This window comes from Pectobacterium actinidiae (assembly GCF_000803315.1).
GTDB lineage: Bacteria > Pseudomonadota > Gammaproteobacteria > Enterobacterales > Enterobacteriaceae > Pectobacterium > Pectobacterium actinidiae.
This window is the reverse complement of sequence record NZ_JRMH01000001.1, coordinates 1,513,104-1,529,174: the sequence shown is the minus strand read 5'-3', so window position 1 is coordinate 1,529,174 and position 16,071 is coordinate 1,513,104. Positions and strand designations below refer to the sequence as shown.

Genomic DNA, 16,071 nt, shown 5'->3' with positions numbered 1-16,071 from the left:
CAAGCGGTCATGACGTGAAGAAAGAACAAAGTACTATTAGAAACCAATTACCCCCATTCACTAATAATTTATTTAACTTTAATTTATCGAAAATTGAATATATAAAATTCGAATCTCATATATATCAATAATGCAAAGCAATAGCATAAATCGTCATTTCACTAATAATCACTCTCGCTTTTATGCTTTCACTCCTTTGGGTTTTCTATTTTTATTCAGCCTATTTCAAGCCACGGCCAGTCAGTAGATTCATGGCTCGAAGAATGGCGATATACAGGGGCTATTATGAACATCTCACGCAGACGGCTATTGCTCTCTTCTGCCGCTATGACAGCGGTATGGCCTTTCACAACGTTTTTATCGACCGCCCACGCCAGTCAGGGCAACGTGTTATCCAGTCCACCGGTTAAAGGCGGCACGCTCGGCGTACATATTGCTGCTGAGCAACGCATCCTTAACCCGGCGCTTCGCGCGTCTACTGGCGTGTATATCGTTACCAGTAAAATTATCGAATCATTGGTCGATCTTGATGCCAACGGCGCTATCGTTCCGCAACTGGCCACAGCGTGGCAGAGTTCGCCAGATGGAAAAACGATTACCTTTACGCTACGTGAACAGGTGAAATGGCACGACGGCAAACCCTTTACATCTAAAGATGTGCAATACAACGCACTTGAGCTCTGGAAGAAACAGCTCAACTATGGCACCGCGCTGCACCAGCATTTAGAAACCGTCGACACGCCGAATGACCACACCGCTATTTTCCACTATTCGCGCCCCATGCCACTCGAACTGCTGCTGCGCGCGCTAGCCGATCTCGGCTACGTTGTACCGCGCCACGTTTACGAAAACAGTAACGTGCTGGAAAATCCGGCCAATAATGCGCCTATCGGTACTGGACCATTTAAATTTGTTCAGTACGAGCGCGGCCAATACATCATCGCAACCCGCAATCCAGACTATTGGCGGCAGGACCAACCCTATATTGAGCGCATTGTCTGGCGCATTATTACCGATAAATCTGCTGCCACGGCCGCATTGGAAACCGGGCAAATTCAACTCAGCGCCTATTCGCAACTTTCGCTTGCCGATCTGGATCGCCTGAAGAAACATCCAGACTTCGAGGTTACTGAACATGGTTCTGAAGCCAATGTGTTCAACAACACGCTCGAATTCAACTTCCGCCGTAAAGAGATTGCCGATGTGCGCGTCAGGCGAGCCATCGCTCATGCGATTGACGTACCGTTCTTTATCGAAAACTTTTTATACGGCCAGGGTAAACCGGCTACCGGGATAATTCCGTCAACCTCAACCGCGTTTTACCCAGCAAACAGCCAAGTCCCCTATCCGTTCGATCCCAAGAAAGCCAATGCGCTGCTGGATGAAGCCGGCTACCCACGCAAGGCCAAGGGAGAACGCTTTACCCTAAAACTGGTGCCGATCACCAACGGTGAAGACGTCACGCTGTTCGCCACTTTTATTCAGCAATCACTCGCGGAAATCGGTATACGCGTGGACATCACCAACTTCGACTATGCAGGTTCCTTGTCCGCAGTATACAAAGAGCACAATTTCGATATCGCCACCGGCTGGCATCAGTATCGGGGCGATCCCGCGGTTTCCACCACGGTCTGGCTGCGCTCCGGCAGCCCGGCAGGCTCGCCATGGACGAATCAGTACGGCTGGCAGTCAGACGTAGTGGATAAACTGATTGACGATGCCGCCTCCGAAATCGACCCGGCCAAACGGCGCGCGCTTTATGCTGAACTGGTGAAAGAAGCCAATGAGCAGTTCCCAGTGTGGTTCGTTACCGAGCGTCAGTTCTACACCGTCGTGAATAAAAAGCTAAAAAATGCCCTCAACAACGCACGCTGGCCGTCCAGTAGCTGGCACGACGCCTGGCTGGAGGCGTGAGTGGTATGACATTCTTACTGCTCGTCGGTCGCCGTCTGGCGGCCGCCATTCCAGCCCTACTGATCATTCTCACGGGGCTGTTTCTGCTGTTGCAGTTCGCGCCGGGCGACACGGTGGATGCGCTGGTTGCACAAATGGGCGGCGGCGATCCCACCATGATTGAAGAGCTTCGCCGTTACTATGCACTGGATCAATCCACTGCCGTGCGACTCGGCGACTATTTGTGGCGGCTGGTACACCTCGATCTGGGACAGTCGGCGATTTATGGTAAACCCGTGGTCGACGTGATTATTGAGCGCCTGCCCGTCACGCTACTGCTAATGGCAAGCTCTCTGGCACTGGCCGTGGCGGCAGGCATGGTGCTGGGTATCATCGCCGCACGTCGGGTGAATCGCTGGCCGGATACCCTGATCTCTCTGCTCGGGTTGATATTTTACTCCACCCCCTCATTCTGGTTTGGGCTGATGGGCATCTTTTTCTTCTCTATTTATCTCGACTGGCTGCCCTCCGGCGGATTTGAAACCATCGCCAGCGGCTTGACCGGCTTCGATCGCCTGTTCGACATCGCCCGGCATCTGGTGCTTCCGACGCTGACGCTAGCACTCATTTTTCTCGCCATTTACCTGCGCATCATGCGCGCGGCGATGTTGGAGGTCGCGACGCAGGACTTTGTGCGTACCGCGCGAGCCAAAGGCGTGCGGGAAAACCGCATTGTCATACGACATATTTTGCGTAACGCCCTCCTGCCGCTGATCACGCTGGTCGGCTTGCAGGCAGGCACCATGCTGGGTGGTTCAGTGGTTGTGGAAAGCGTTTTTTCACTGCCAGGTCTGGGCCGACTGGCTTACGAATCCGTTATGCAGCGCGACCTCAACACGCTGCTTGGCGTCGTATTTGTGTCGGCGCTGCTGGTTATTGCGCTTAATTTTTTAGTCGATCTACTCTACGCCAAACTCGACCCACGCATTATTCGTGAATAACGCCACTGAGAATAACGCGACCAACAGGTAGCAGATGACTCATGATGTAAGACTTGCAGGGAAACACGATGCTTCTTTTTTGTAAACGTTACGCACACAACCCCACCGCGCTATTCGGATTGGCGGTGTTGTTTATGGTGGTAGCCATGGCGCTTACCGCCGATCTCTTTTTCCCTGACAACCCATTACGGCTGGCAGGGCGACCGCTGCAATGGCCGTTGCAAAATCCCCGCTTTATACTGGGAACCGACCAAACCGGGCGTGACATCGCCGCACAAATTTTCCACGGCACACGGATTTCACTGACCATTGGGCTGATCGCCACTTTCATCGCGATCGTTATTGGCATTGCCGTTGGCGCACTGGCCGGTTTTTATGGCGGCATTGTCGATGACGTGTTAATGCGTCTCACCGAAGCTTTTCAGGTTCTGCCCAACTTTCTCCTGCTGCTGGTGTTAATTGCCGTGTTCGGTTCCTCACTGGATACCGTCATCTGGGCCATTGGCGTGGTATCCTGGCCGCCTGCGGCTCGCCTGACACGCGCCGAATTTCTTTCTCTGCGTAACCGGGAATTTGTGCAGGCAGCCCGATCGCTTGGCATGCGCGATATGCCCATCATGTTTCGCGAGATATTGCCTAACGCACTGCCGCCTATCATCGTCTACGCCAGCGTCATTATGGCCGTAGCCATCCTGCTGGAAAGTGCGCTGGCTTTCCTGAATCTCTCCGATCCCAACGTGCCGTCATGGGGCAATCTGATTGGCGCTGGCCGCAGTGTGCTGCGTCAGGAATGGTATGTGTCCGCTATTCCCGGTGTCGCGATCCTATTAACCGTACTCTCCGTTTCGTTGGTGGGACAAGGGCTCAACGATGCACTCAATCCGAGGCTAAAAAAATCATGAGTCCACTGTTATCCATAGAAAATCTCAGCGTCACTCTGCCAGCAGACGCAGACCGCCAGTGGGCACTCCGCGATGTTTCGCTCGAACTTTATGCTAACGAGATTCTGTGTGTCGTTGGCGAAAGTGGCTCCGGCAAATCCATGACGGCCAGTGCCATTATGGGGCTATTACCGGATCAGGTTCGAGCCACGCAAGGACGAATTCTCTTTGAGGGGCGCGATTTACTGACGTTACCTGAGCAGGCTATGCGCCAGTTACGCGGTGCACGCATCGGCATGATATTTCAGGATCCGATGACCGCACTGAATCCCCTGCAAAAAATCGGCGACCAGATTGCCGAGATGTTTATCACCCACCAGCCCACGCTGACGCGCCGTGAACGCGACCGCCGCGTGCAGGCTCTTCTGACAGACGTACATATTCCCGATCCTGCAACGACGGCACAGGCTTATCCGCATCAGTTGTCCGGTGGACAACGCCAGCGAGTCGTCATTGCTATGGCGCTGGCGCTGGAACCCAATGTGCTCATTGCCGACGAACCGACCACGGCGTTGGACGTCACCACGCAGGCACAAATTCTGCAATTGATTCGTGAACTACAGCAGCGTCAGGGAACATCGGTACTTTTTATCACACACGATTTCGGCGTTGTCGCCGATATCGCCGATCGTATTGTCGTGATGCGACAGGGTGAACGGATAGAACAAGGTGCCGCACAACAGATCCTTTATGCGCCGCAGCATCCTTACACCCGTGCCCTGATTGCCGCAATCCCTGCGCTACACCCGGCAGCGCCGCGTCCAGTGTCAGACAACGCGCCCATCCTGACGCTCAATCATGTGGTGAAAACATTCCGTCAACCGGGCTGGTTTTCGCGCCACAGACGTGAAGAAAAAGCGCTACAGGGTGTCAGCCTGACACTGCCGCAGGGCAGCACGCTGGGCATTGTGGGCGAAAGCGGCTCCGGCAAATCGACATTGGCACGCTGTATTGTTCGGCTTTATCAGCCTGATTCTGGCGAGATTCAGTTCGACGGACACAACCTCACTCGATTGCGACAACGCGAGCTACGCGAATATAGCCGCCATATCCAGATGGTATTTCAGGATCCTTACTCGTCGCTTAATCCCCGCCAACAGGTAGGAGAAATCGTGGCAAAAGGTCTGTTGATTCAGGGGGTGCCACGCGCCGAAGCACTGGAAAAAGTGAAAACGTTATTCACGCTGGTTGGGCTGGATAAACACGCGATCCAACGCTATCCACACGAATTCTCTGGCGGGCAGCGGCAACGCATCGGGCTGGCGCGAGCACTCGCGCTGGAACCTCGTATACTGGTGGCTGATGAACCGGTTTCCGCGCTAGATGTGTCGGTGCAGGCGCAGATATTGGCACTACTGGCCGACTTGCGCGAACGGCTGGGGCTGTCCATGATTTTCATCACCCACGATCTCCGCGTGGCCGCACAGGTATGCGACCGTCTTATCGTGATGCAAACAGGCAAGATTGTGGAACAAGGCACCACGCAACAGCTATTTCAGCATCCACAACACGCCTATACCCGGCAGTTGCTCAGCGCCATTCCTGGTCGCGACTGGCAAGCACAAATAGCCTGACCCTAGATGCCGCAGAATCACAATCTGTGGCATCCCCCCACGAACCGCTATCGTCATTGACCTGTCATTTTTGTATGGTGTGCTATTCGGCATGCATGCCGCACTCGACGTTAAAAAACTGGTACGGTATTTTGTCGATGCAGCACCGCAGAGATACATGTCATCTGCTCACGGCATTCTATTTTGGGCGTTCGATCCTAATGGAGATAATCAATATGCCGAAAAAACGTGTCATCGGCATGGTGCTATTACTCGCTGTAATCATTGCCGCTATAGGGTGGAAGGTTGGTCGGGGAAACAGCAATGCGCTGTGGGAGATCGTCAGCGAACAGTGCGTGCCCAACCAACAGCGTAACGGTAAACCCGCCCCCTGTCTGGAAGTCAATCTGGCGGAAGGTTACGTGCTTTTTGATGACAGAAACGGCCCCTATCATGACCTGCTGCTCCCAACCGAGAAAATCAGCGGCATCGAAAGCCCTGAACTCTTGCAGCAAAACATACCCAATTTCTTTGAACAGGCATGGGACAGACGCGGCCATTTGTCGCGCGAAGCGGGTAAACCGATCAGAGATGATTATCTCTCGCTAGCGATTAATTCACGCTATGGCCGTACACAAAACCAGCTGCATATCCACATTGCCTGCCTGCGCCCGGAGATTTATCACACGTTGAACCAGCAGTTCCCCACGCTCTCTACTGACTGGAAAACGCTGCCGGTAAAAATTAACGGCCACGTCTATCTGGCAAAAACGCTCGCGGTGAACGAACTGTCGCAAAGCGATCCGCTCAAAACGCTCGATCGCTACGCACAGCAACAGAATGAGTCTATCGGCAAATACGGCCTTGCGATGATCTCTATGCCGACGGGAGAAAAGGTGCTGCTCGCCAGCGGCCACGATGTGTTCAATATGAGCCTCGGCTCCGTGGAAGAAATTCAGGATTTTTCCTGTGCACTGGCGAAATAGCCGCTGACCGCGCCAGACGGCAGCCTGCGCGCGCTGAAGGCCTATAGCAATCAATTCGCTATAAGTTATGATTTTTTGTTCATTGCGTTGCTAGCCGACCTCCGCCTAAAAAGTGGGGAAAATAGATAGGGTAGGTAGCTGCAATATGCATCTGGATTTACGGCAATTACGCAATTTTCTTGCACTGGCAGAACATGGGAGTTTTGTACAGGCCGCAGAGGCCGTCTGCCTGTCGCAATCGGCATTCAGCCGCAGCATTCAGGCGCTGGAACAAACGATGGGGCATCCGCTTATCGACCGCCAGAGCCGTCGCTTTGCGCTAACGTGGCAGGGCAATACGCTGCTGCCATTTGCGCGGCGTATGCAGGAGCTGTCATGGGAACTGATGACCGACATGCGGCAGATCAGCGAGGCACAGGAAGGCGAACTGACGTTTGGCAGCGGCCCGGCGCCGTCTACCACGCTGATCCCCAAGGCGGTCGCGCATTTTCACGCCCTCCGTCCGCGAGCCAGAGTCACCTACAGCGTAGATAACTGGCAATCCCTGCGTGAGCGGTTGCTAGCCGACGAGTGGCCTTTTATCGTTGCCGATACCTGGCAGGCCGAAATGGAAACCAACCTTCATGTCCAGCCATTAAGCCAGCAACGCTGCTTTTTTATCTGCCACTCTTCGCACCCGCTAGTGCAGCAGGCAAACGTTACGCCGGACGATCTCCTGCGCTTCCCGCTCGCCTCCCCTTTTATGCCCGTAGGTATGCGCAAGGTGTTGGCCGCCTTAACGCGTCAGCCCGATTATCGGCCACAGATTCAGTGTGACCATATCTATTCTGTTTTCAGCATCCTGCGGCATACGCAGGCCATCAGCTTTGCCAGCGAGGATGGGTTTGCACTGGGACGATTAAGTCATCAACTGGTCGAAATTCCGCTCACGGGCACCCCGCCGGAATGGGCAAACATGCAAACCCGTTTCGGTATTGTCACCTGTTTGCAGAGAACGCTGCCGCCGTTGGCTGAGCTGATGATCGAAAGCATACTGACGCAAGACAGGCTGCGCTCACCGGCTCCGGCACTGCCAACCCTGTGAGCGCATTGGTGATTATTTCGCAGGATCACCGCTGGCGTCATACACCGGCCAGTTCGATTCCAGCCCTTTGGCTTTCAGCGCCCGGTCAACAAACTGGCCGGCAAACCAGTCGCTGGCCGAGAACGTGTTGCGAATCAGCCCGGCGGCTTTCGCCCGCTCAATGCTGTCCTGCAAGCTGCTGAGCAGGAACGGATCGAGACGCGGTGAGCTTTGGAAGGGAAGATCTTCCGCTTTCAGCTCTTCCTGAAAAATCGCCTGCGGAATCTGACTCTGCTCAGCCATGAGCGCCGTGTATTCCGTCAGGTGCTGCGCATCACCGATCCATTGCGCATTGTCCACCAGCACATTCACCAGTTGCTGCGTCGTGCCTGGGTAGCGGTCGATAAAGTCCTGCGTCGCCAGCACCGCAGCCTGCGTGGTATTCGGCCAGCCCAGCGCTCGGCTGGTGGTCACAATATTAATGCCCTGCTTACGTAACGCCAGCAGAGAGACGCCGCCCCACACCGCATCCACGCGTCTGGCCGCCAGCGCCGCCTTGCCTGCCGTCCAGTCCAGATTAATGACGCGCACGTCCCGCTCATTTAGCCCGACACTTTTAATCGCGCGTTCAAATGACAGCTGGTCGGCCGTCCCTTTGTAGACCGCAATCCGCTTGCCGCGTAAATCTTCAATACGCTGAATACCCGATTCCGGCGTCGCCGCCAGATAAGAATTAGAGCCACGCGATCCCACCAGCACCCGTGTCGGCAGGCTACCCGCACGGCCGATAATCGCCGCCAGATCGCCCAGATACACCACATCCAGTTGTTTGTTTGCCAGCGCCTCATTCACCGCTGGCCCCGCGCCTTTAAAGAATGACCACTGAATCTTGATGCCCTGCGGCTCAAATTCTTTCTCTAACTGTTGGCGAATATGCGCCAGCCCCAGCGGTCCACGAATAAAGGGTTTGCTACCTGCACTCTGATCCGGCAAACCAATACGAATTTCTGTCGGCTTCTGTGCATCCTGCGGGGCAGCGTCGTTTGCCTGAACGGTGGAAACGAGCGCGGCGCCCATCAGCAAGGCAGTACTTAATACCTTCATCCCCCAGCGCCAGCGGGAAGATGCCGTTATCGGCGAGGCGGTGATCAACAGGGTGGCGTGCTGCATACGGTTTTCCTTAATAATTCGTTTCATCTGTCATGAAACTAGCGAACCGTCGGCGTCAGGCTTAAATAACATTTACAGGTTTGTTCAGCGGAAAAAAGCATAAATCAGGGCTGACGGGCTTGGGCTACGCGTATGCATTTATTGCACGACGACCATCGCTTTATTGCATTGGCGTTCAACGTCGAAACCTGTTTTTTATTCCCTATTCATCCAGCTGCGATGGTTTTCGGGAATAAAATGAATAAGTCGATACTGCTGAAAAAAACCGCGATCGTCTGGCCTGCTTTGCCAATTGCGCGGGTCTATTCTCTTGTCGTGTCAATTGTGGTGCCGTTAATCGTGCCGCTGGCGCTGCTGGCACTGTGGTATATCAGCACCCATTACGGCTGGATGCCCGCCCAGATTCTCCCAGCTCCCGACATCGTCGCGAAAACCGCCGTCGAACTCTGGCATAACGATCTTCTGCCGCAGCTCTTTATCAGCCTGCAACGGCTGGCTAGCGGCCTGCTAGCCGGCGTACTGGCGGGGACGCTGCTTGGGGCGCTGATGGGAGCTTCACGCCGCGCCGAACACCTGCTGCACCCCACCGTCTACGCGCTGGCACAAATCCCAACGCTGGGCTGGATCCCGCTGTTTATGGTGCTGTTCGGCATCGATGACGGGCTGAAACTTGCCGTGATCATCAAGGCCGTGCTTATCCCCGTGACGCTGCATACGCAAACGGGCGTGCGCAACGTGCCGCATGCACTACAGGAAATCGCTCGCACTCTGCGCCTGCCGTGGCATCAGCGCCTCATCAAATTAACGCTGCCCGCCGCTCTCCCTACCTGGTTAACCGGTTTACGGCTCGCGCTTTCACAGGCGTGGGTGTCGCTGATCGTGGTCGAACTGCTGGCGTCGTCTCAGGGCATTGGCTACCTATTGGTGTGGGGGCGACAGCTGTTTCAGTTGGATATTGTGTTTGTCTGTATCGCCGTCATCGGGCTGGCGGGGCTGACGATGGAGTGGGCAATCAATCAACTGGAACACCGTCTGGTTTTCTGGCCGCATCCGCCGCTCAGCCGCTTAACCGCCGCGCCATCTCGCCGCTTATCGGCGTTGGTTTTCCCCTTTCTGCTTCTGCTGCTCTGGCAACAGGCCAGCCGTTTCAGTTGGATCGATCCGCTGCTGCTGCCACCGCCCGCCGATGTGTGGCACATGCTGTTGCAAGGCGTGCGTGACGGTTCACTCACCGAGGCGATGCAGGCCAGTCTGACCCGTGCGCTCGCCGGTGCGATAGGTGGGATTGTCGTAGGTCTCGTGTGCGGCGTGCTGCTGGGGCTGAATGCCACCAGCGACGCCCTCTTCACGCCTACGGTTGCGACGCTGCGTCAGATCGCGCTGTTTGCCTGGCTGCCGCTGCTGACCGCCTGGGTTGGCAACGATGAAACTGGGAAAATCACGTTTGTCGCGCTGGCCTCCTTCTTCCCCATGCTGGTCGCCAGCCATCGCGGTATCCGCCAGCGATCCCAAGCCTTACAGGAAGTCGCACAGGTACTGCAACTGCGTTTATCAACGCGTCTGCGGGTGCTGATCCTGCCCGGTGCCGCGCCCGCTATCTTCGCTGGTTTACGTCTGTCGCTGATTTACGCCTGGCTTGGCACCATCGGCGCGGAATATTTCATGTCATCCGGCACCGGGATCGGCAGCCTGATGATCAACGCCCAACAGTTACTGGATATGCCCCTGATTATCAGCGGCATGCTGTTGATTGGATTAACAGGCGCGGTACTCGACCGCGTCGGATTAGGTCTGGAACAGCGGATGACGCGCTGGCGTTCCGCAGGAGAAATCGTATGACGTCCACACCCCTTGACGTATCACCGCCAGTAGTGCAGTTCGATCGCCTGCGTAAACAGTTTCGTGTTCAGGGGGAGTCGCTGACGGTAATCGATGATTTTTCCCTGTCGATTCACAGCGGTGAACTGGTCGCCATTGTCGGCAGCAGCGGCTGCGGCAAATCTACGCTGTTACGCATGCTGGTCGGTCTGGACAACGACTATCAGGGACGCGTACTGGTCGAAGGAAAAACCGTGCGCGGCATCGGACGTGAGCGCGGCATGGTGTTTCAGGAACCGCGCCTGTTTCCGTGGCTGACGGTGCGGCAAAACATCGCACTTGGACTGGCGAATGAAGCAATCAATAACAACGAACGCAAGCGCCTGATCGACCATTTTATTCAGCTCGTCCATTTGCAGGATTTTGCCGATGCCCTGCCCGCCCAGCTTTCCGGCGGCATGGCGCAGCGTGTGGCCATCGCACGTGGGCTCGTCGCCAATCCACGCATCCTGATGCTGGATGAACCTTTTGGCGCGCTGGATGCGTTGACCCGTCAGCAGATGCAGCAGGAGCTGCGCCGCATTCATCAGGCGGAAGGTACCACCACGCTGCTGGTCACTCACGACGTCGAGGAAGCCGTTTATCTCGCCGATCGTGTTGTCGTGCTGGCACCGCGGCCAGGACGTATCCGCCAGATTGCGACCATTTCGCTACCGCATCCACGCCAGCGTGACAGTCAGGCCTTTCACCAGCAGTGCAGCGAACTACTTGCACTGCTGACACAGCCTGCCGATACGGCCGCCGACCTATCTTCTTTGAACACGTAAACACTGGAGCACCATTATGGGACACCCTTCCGTCTACCCAACCGGCACGACAATTTACAACCCGGAAAAAGCCTGGGGCGGCTACACCGTCTTTCAGGCGCTGGAACGGGGCGCGGTGCTGGTGGATATGAACGGCACCGAACTGCGCCTGTGGGAAGGCCTGCATGGCTTCCCTAACAAAATCCTGCCCGGCGGTTACATCCTCGGGCACAGCGGCGAACGTGATTCACGCTATGGCATGCAGGATATGGTCGATCTGATTCAGGTCGACTGGGACGGCAACGTCGTCTGGAAATTTAACGGCTATGAACACATTACCGATCCTGACCTTCCACCAGAATGGATGGCACGCGTCCACCATGACTACCAGCGCAGCGGCAATCCGGTCGGCTATTACGCGCCGGGTCAGGAACCACAGTCGATTGGCGGCAACACATTATTGCTGGCGCATACCAACCTGCATAATGAACGAATCAGCGACAAACTGCTGCTCGACGACACCATCATCGAAGTAGACTGGGAAGGTAATATCTTGTGGGAATGGCGTTGCAGCGACCATTTCGATGAACTCGGCTTTGATGACGATGCAAAAACCGCGCTGTACAACAATCCTAACCTGCGCAAAAGCGGCGGCGGGATGGGCGACTGGATGCACATCAACTCCATGTCGGCACTCGGTCCCAATCCGTGGTTCGATCAAGGCGATACCCGTTTCCACCCGGATAACATCATCTGGGACGCACGTGAATCCAACATCATCGCCATCATCGACAAGAAAAGTGGCAACATCGTCTGGCAGCTTGGCCCCAACTACAACACGCCTGAGCTCAAACACATCGGCTGGATTATCGGCCAGCATCACGCGCATATGATCCCCGCAGGCTTACCGGGCGCGGGCAATATTCTGGTGTTTGATAACGGCGGCTGGGCTGGCTACGGCGCGCCCAACCCGGCATCGGCCGACGGGGTGAAAAACGCCTGGCGTGACTATTCCCGCGTGCTGGAAATCAACCCGGTTACGCTGGATATTGTCTGGCGCTACTCACCCTACGAAGCGGGCATTCCACATCCGACGGACGCCTTCCGTTTTTACAGCCCGTACATCAGTAATATCCAGCGCCTGCCGAACGGCAATACGCTGATTAACGAAGGGGCCAACGGTCGGTTGTTTGAAGTCACCGCCGATCATGAAATCGTCTGGGAGTTTATTTCCCCCTATTGGGGTAAGACGGTGAACACCAACATGCTGTATCGCGCCTACCGCGTGCCCTATGAATGGATACCGCAGTTGTCGCGCCCACAGGAAACACTCGTGATTGCCCCTGATAATACTCAGCTACGCCAGCCCGGAGCCGCCGCGCCCGGCTTCGCCAGCGTGGTGAGGATTGATGGCACACGTCCTTATAAAAAGAGCGGCGATGCCCTGTGTGTCGCGACCGACAGCGACGATCTCAAGCGCAGTCCTAAGCTCTTTGCCGTTAACCGCGAGCGCTTCACGCCGCTTACTGCCGAAGAGTGGTCTGAACTGACAGCGCAACGTGGCCCACAGCTGCTGCTAGTCGGCGCGGAGCGCTGCGTCCACTGCAAAAGCCTCTACCGCCAGTTAGCAGTGATTCTGGATAACGAAGAGTACCGACAATTACCGAGCCATTATCTGGACGCCGATCATCACATTGCACTGGCGGAGAAATTGGCGGTCAGAACGTTGCCGACCTTACTCTGGATCGAAAACGGTGAAGAGCTTGCTCGCTTGAGTGGCGCGCAACAGCCCGAACGCCTGCGCCAGTGGCTGACCACGCAACAGAGCTAACCCTCACCCCTTAACGCGATCTCGCTCCCAGTGAGATCGCGTCGTTGCTTTCATCTCTCACTTTTCTTGCGTACATCTTTCCATACCAACACAGTCATCCTCTGCGCTTCTTCCCCACCCATATCCGCTTCTTTTATCATTGCCTACAGATTATTCAGGGACAGAAAAACAGCATGGCCGCGCATGATGCGATTTTTAAACAGTTTCTCAGCGACCCAGCCGTCGCAAAGGATTTTTTCGCCATTCACCTGCCAGAAGAAATCAGGCATATCTGCGACTTCAGCTCGCTGCAACTGCAATCAGCCTCTTTTGTGGACGAGGAACTACACGCAAGAATATCGGATATGCTGTACTCAATTCAGACCACCACAGGGCAAGGTTATATCTATTGCGTGATTGAGCATCAGAGCCGCCCAGAAAAGCTGATGCCGTTTCGCCTGCTGCGCTACGCGCTGGCTGCTATGCAGCAGCACCTCTCTCAAGGTCACGATACGTTGCCGCTCGTCGTTCCTTTACTGTTTTATCACGGCCAGCGTAGCCCTTATCCCTATACGCTGCGCTGGCTCGATGGATTTGCCGACGTTATTCAGGCAGAAAAGCTCTACAACGCCCCCTTTCCTTTGGTTGACCTAACTGTGATACCGGATGAGGACATCAAAACGCATCGCCGCGTAGCGCTGTTGGAACTGGTGCAAAAACACATTCGCACACGAAATATGCTGGAATTAGCACAGGATATCGGGCTATTATTTGAGCGCTGGCAGGTACCACTGCCGCAAAAAAGAGCGATGCTTTTTTACATCGCGCGGAGCGGCAACACGTCAAAGCCGGCAGAGTTTATTGAGACCGTCGCGCAGTCTCTGTCAACGGATCGGGAGGCGATCATGACTATCGCACAGCAGCTTGAGAAAATCGGGTTTGAAAAAGGTATCAAGCAAGGTATGAAAGCCAGTGCTCAAAATATTGCCCGTCAACTTCTACTTAGCGGCATGGAACCTGCTCAGGTTTGTAAAATTACTCAGTTGAGCACAGCGGAACTGGCACAGCTTGTTGATTCATCGAATGAGTAGGCTCTAAAGATAGTCTGCACCTTTCTACAATTTATTCTCCCCCCTATTTTCATCATCGACGCAGTCGGCTAAGGCTGCGTCACGGCGTCAATTTATACGCGCTGGGTCACATTTCCTTTGCATCATCTTGTCGTAATTTGTTATGTTATTACATATCGATTTACACTGACCTTATACATACGTTAGCCATGATTAACTGGAACAGACACACAGACACCATTCTTCAGATAGAGAACCTGAGCCTGTCTATTGGTGGTGAAACCAAAGTTAGCGATATCAGCTTTACGCTGTTCGCAGGTGAACGTGTCTGTTTACTCGGCGCATCCGGTTCCGGTAAATCCCTCACCGCCAAAGCAATCATCGGCACGCCGCCGCCGGGCTGCCAGATGAGCGGCAGTATTCGGGTGAATGACGAAGAAGTCAGCCAGTTGAAAGCGCTGGCACGTCCGCAGACCAGCCGTGTCTCTGCCGTGTTTCAGGATTCCGCAACGGCGCTTAATCCCCTCATGCCGTTGGGAAAACAACTGTCTCTGGCGTTGAAAGCCCCCTCTTCCGCTGAGCTTTCTGCACTTCTGGCTGCCATGAAGTTGGATGATATTCCCAATCTCCTGCAACGCTATCCTGCCGAGCTATCCGGCGGACAGCGCCAGCGCATTTGTATTACCCTCGCCCTACTCGGCAAGACGCGCCTGCTGGTGGCAGACGAACCGACAACCGCGCTTGATGTCATTACCCAGCAACAGGTATTGCAGGTCTTACAGGAACGTAGCGCGCAACCGGATGCTCCCGCTCTGCTGTTTATTACGCATGATATCGCCGTTGCCGCCCAACTCTGCCAGCGTGGACTGGTGATGGAAAACGGTCAAATTGTTGAATCCGGCAGTATGCTGCAATTACTGAATGCGCCACAGCAGCCTTATACCCGTAGTCTGGTCGCTGCCGCACGTCGTGCTGACACGCTTTTATCTGACAATCTTTTTCCTGACACGGTGTTACCCACCTCTGTTGCCGGAGCGCTTGCCGGATGAACCACCACCTGCATGCGGTTCCCTCACCGTTTTTAAGCCTTGAGCACGTCAGCCGCTATCGCCAGACATCACGTTTGCCGTGGCAAAAGACCGATCCTGCCAGTGCCATTTTTCACGACCTGTCGCTAAACCTGCAACAGCATGAACGCGTCGGGCTGGTCGGTGCCTCCGGCTGTGGTAAATCCACGCTGCTAAAAACCCTGCTCGCGCTTGAAGCGCCAGAAAGTGGTGCGGTGTACTGCGATGGCAACCTGATTAAACCCGGCTCGGTGCGTTCGCTGCTCTGGTATCGCCGCCGCGTTCAGTACATTCCGCAGGATCCGGCAGGCTCGCTCGCGCCGCGTCAGCGCGTCGCCGATCTCCTCATCGAACCACTGAAGCGACTCCGCCCCGATGAGATCCGTCACGCTAATGGACATTATTCTGCCCACCTGAGCGAAGTCATGGATCAGGTAGGGCTGAGCGCCACACTTTTGGACAAGGTCGCCGGGCAGCTTTCCGGCGGGCAGGCACAGCGTGTCGCGCTGGCACGAGCATTGATTGTTCGGCCCGAATTTTTACTGGCGGACGAACCCGTCAGCGGTCTGGATTTACCGCTGCGCGAACAGATTAAAGCCTTGCTTCAGCAGGTCACCGAACAAAACAAAATGGGCTTGCTGATGGTCTCGCACGATATTTCCATGCTCGCCGGGCTGTGCGACAGAATGCTGGTCATGGACGGCGGACGCATTATCGAAGATCGCCCCACGACAGAGGTGCTGGCTTCACCGCAGCAGGCGCACACCGCTCATCTGTTGCAGGCCGTCCCCGCGCTATCGACGTCAGGCTATTAGCTCGCTGAAAACGCGCTTTTTACAATAAAATATCGCATCAATAACACATTCCCCCCGTAACGGGCTTTTTATAACGGA

General features: G+C 55.2%; 13 protein-coding genes. 12 read left to right on the top strand and 1 reads right to left on the bottom strand.

Translation table 11 applies throughout. From position 1 onward, the window contains the following. The first annotated feature begins 285 nt into the window (after positions 1 to 285). The 6 genes from KKH3_RS06455 (at position 286) to KKH3_RS06430 (ending at position 7,458) form a co-directional block, all read left to right on the top strand. Complete coding sequence (locus KKH3_RS06455; RefSeq protein ID WP_039357154.1) at positions 286 to 1,914, top strand: ABC transporter substrate-binding protein; 1,629 nt, start codon at positions 286 to 288, stop codon at positions 1,912 to 1,914. 5 nt (positions 1,915 to 1,919) lie between these two features. Next, entirely contained in the window at positions 1,920 to 2,894 is a 975-nt protein-coding gene (locus KKH3_RS06450) for an ABC transporter permease (protein WP_039357152.1), read from the top strand. 68 nt (positions 2,895 to 2,962) lie between these two features. Then, entirely contained in the window at positions 2,963 to 3,796 is an 834-nt protein-coding gene (locus KKH3_RS06445; RefSeq protein WP_039357149.1) for an ABC transporter permease, read from the top strand. Next, the gene (locus KKH3_RS06440) at positions 3,793 to 5,409 is read left to right on the top strand and encodes an ABC transporter ATP-binding protein (RefSeq protein ID WP_039357146.1); all 1,617 of its coding nucleotides are present in this window, start codon (positions 3,793 to 3,795) and stop codon (positions 5,407 to 5,409) included. Before KKH3_RS06445 ends, KKH3_RS06440 begins: the two co-directional genes overlap by 4 nt. Before the next feature lie 215 nt (positions 5,410 to 5,624). Beyond that, positions 5,625 to 6,374: a CDP-diacylglycerol diphosphatase gene (locus KKH3_RS06435; RefSeq protein WP_039357143.1), complete on the top strand. Its 750-nt coding sequence runs from the start codon at positions 5,625 to 5,627 to the stop codon at positions 6,372 to 6,374. A 145-nt stretch (positions 6,375 to 6,519) separates the two neighbouring features. Next, entirely contained in the window at positions 6,520 to 7,458 is a 939-nt protein-coding gene (locus tag KKH3_RS06430) for a LysR family transcriptional regulator (protein WP_039357140.1), read from the top strand. A 12-nt stretch (positions 7,459 to 7,470) separates the two neighbouring features. Here the strand turns inward: KKH3_RS06430 and KKH3_RS06425 are convergent, their stop codons facing one another. Continuing rightward, a complete protein-coding gene (locus tag KKH3_RS06425) occupies positions 7,471 to 8,607 on the bottom strand; it encodes an ABC transporter substrate-binding protein (RefSeq protein WP_039357137.1) in 1,137 nt (378 codons plus the stop codon). Between the two features lie 237 nt (positions 8,608 to 8,844). Between KKH3_RS06425 and KKH3_RS06420 the strand changes: the two genes are divergently transcribed. The 6 genes from KKH3_RS06420 (at position 8,845) to KKH3_RS06395 (ending at position 15,993) form a co-directional block, all read left to right on the top strand. Then, on the top strand, positions 8,845 to 10,446 hold the full coding sequence (locus KKH3_RS06420) for an ABC transporter permease (RefSeq protein ID WP_039362193.1): 1,602 nt from the start codon (positions 8,845 to 8,847) through the stop codon (positions 10,444 to 10,446). Beyond that, positions 10,443 to 11,252, top strand: coding sequence for an ABC transporter ATP-binding protein (locus KKH3_RS06415; RefSeq protein ID WP_039357134.1), 810 nt, complete (start codon positions 10,443 to 10,445; stop codon positions 11,250 to 11,252). Before KKH3_RS06420 ends, KKH3_RS06415 begins: the two co-directional genes overlap by 4 nt. 16 nt (positions 11,253 to 11,268) lie before the next feature. Next, positions 11,269 to 13,062 carry an aryl-sulfate sulfotransferase gene (locus KKH3_RS06410; RefSeq protein ID WP_039357131.1) on the top strand — a complete coding sequence of 598 codons (1,794 nt, stop codon included), beginning with the start codon at positions 11,269 to 11,271 and terminating at the stop codon, positions 13,060 to 13,062. A 173-nt stretch (positions 13,063 to 13,235) separates the two neighbouring features. Beyond that, complete coding sequence (locus KKH3_RS06405; RefSeq protein WP_039357127.1) at positions 13,236 to 14,132, top strand: Rpn family recombination-promoting nuclease/putative transposase; 897 nt, start codon at positions 13,236 to 13,238, stop codon at positions 14,130 to 14,132. A gap of 188 nt (positions 14,133 to 14,320) precedes the next feature. Beyond that, positions 14,321 to 15,160 (top strand): ATP-binding cassette domain-containing protein, encoded by an 840-nt coding sequence (locus KKH3_RS06400; protein ID WP_181939649.1) that lies wholly within the window; start codon positions 14,321 to 14,323, stop codon positions 15,158 to 15,160. Continuing rightward, positions 15,157 to 15,993, top strand: a complete 837-nt coding sequence (locus tag KKH3_RS06395; RefSeq protein WP_039357124.1) for an ABC transporter ATP-binding protein — start codon at positions 15,157 to 15,159, stop codon at positions 15,991 to 15,993. The genes KKH3_RS06400 and KKH3_RS06395 overlap by 4 nt, the downstream gene beginning before the upstream one ends. Positions 15,994 to 16,071 lie beyond the last annotated feature (78 nt).

Excerpts from the sequence above, each read along its gene's own strand:
- KKH3_RS06455 (WP_039357154.1), top strand. The coding sequence starts at position 286 with ATGAACATCTCACGCAGACGGCTATTGCTCTCTTCTGCCGCTATGACA.
- KKH3_RS06450 (WP_039357152.1), top strand. The coding sequence starts at position 1,920 with ATGACATTCTTACTGCTCGTCGGTCGCCGTCTGGCGGCCGCCATTCCA.
- KKH3_RS06445 (WP_039357149.1), top strand. The coding sequence starts at position 2,963 with ATGCTTCTTTTTTGTAAACGTTACGCACACAACCCCACCGCGCTATTC.
- KKH3_RS06440 (WP_039357146.1), top strand. The coding sequence starts at position 3,793 with ATGAGTCCACTGTTATCCATAGAAAATCTCAGCGTCACTCTGCCAGCA.
- KKH3_RS06435 (WP_039357143.1), top strand. The coding sequence starts at position 5,625 with ATGCCGAAAAAACGTGTCATCGGCATGGTGCTATTACTCGCTGTAATC.
- KKH3_RS06430 (WP_039357140.1), top strand. The coding sequence starts at position 6,520 with ATGCATCTGGATTTACGGCAATTACGCAATTTTCTTGCACTGGCAGAA.
- KKH3_RS06425 (WP_039357137.1), bottom strand. The coding sequence starts at position 8,607 with ATGCAGCACGCCACCCTGTTGATCACCGCCTCGCCGATAACGGCATCT.
- KKH3_RS06420 (WP_039362193.1), top strand. The coding sequence starts at position 8,845 with ATGAATAAGTCGATACTGCTGAAAAAAACCGCGATCGTCTGGCCTGCT.
- KKH3_RS06415 (WP_039357134.1), top strand. The coding sequence starts at position 10,443 with ATGACGTCCACACCCCTTGACGTATCACCGCCAGTAGTGCAGTTCGAT.
- KKH3_RS06410 (WP_039357131.1), top strand. The coding sequence starts at position 11,269 with ATGGGACACCCTTCCGTCTACCCAACCGGCACGACAATTTACAACCCG.
- KKH3_RS06405 (WP_039357127.1), top strand. The coding sequence starts at position 13,236 with ATGGCCGCGCATGATGCGATTTTTAAACAGTTTCTCAGCGACCCAGCC.
- KKH3_RS06400 (WP_181939649.1), top strand. The coding sequence starts at position 14,321 with ATGATTAACTGGAACAGACACACAGACACCATTCTTCAGATAGAGAAC.
- KKH3_RS06395 (WP_039357124.1), top strand. The coding sequence starts at position 15,157 with ATGAACCACCACCTGCATGCGGTTCCCTCACCGTTTTTAAGCCTTGAG.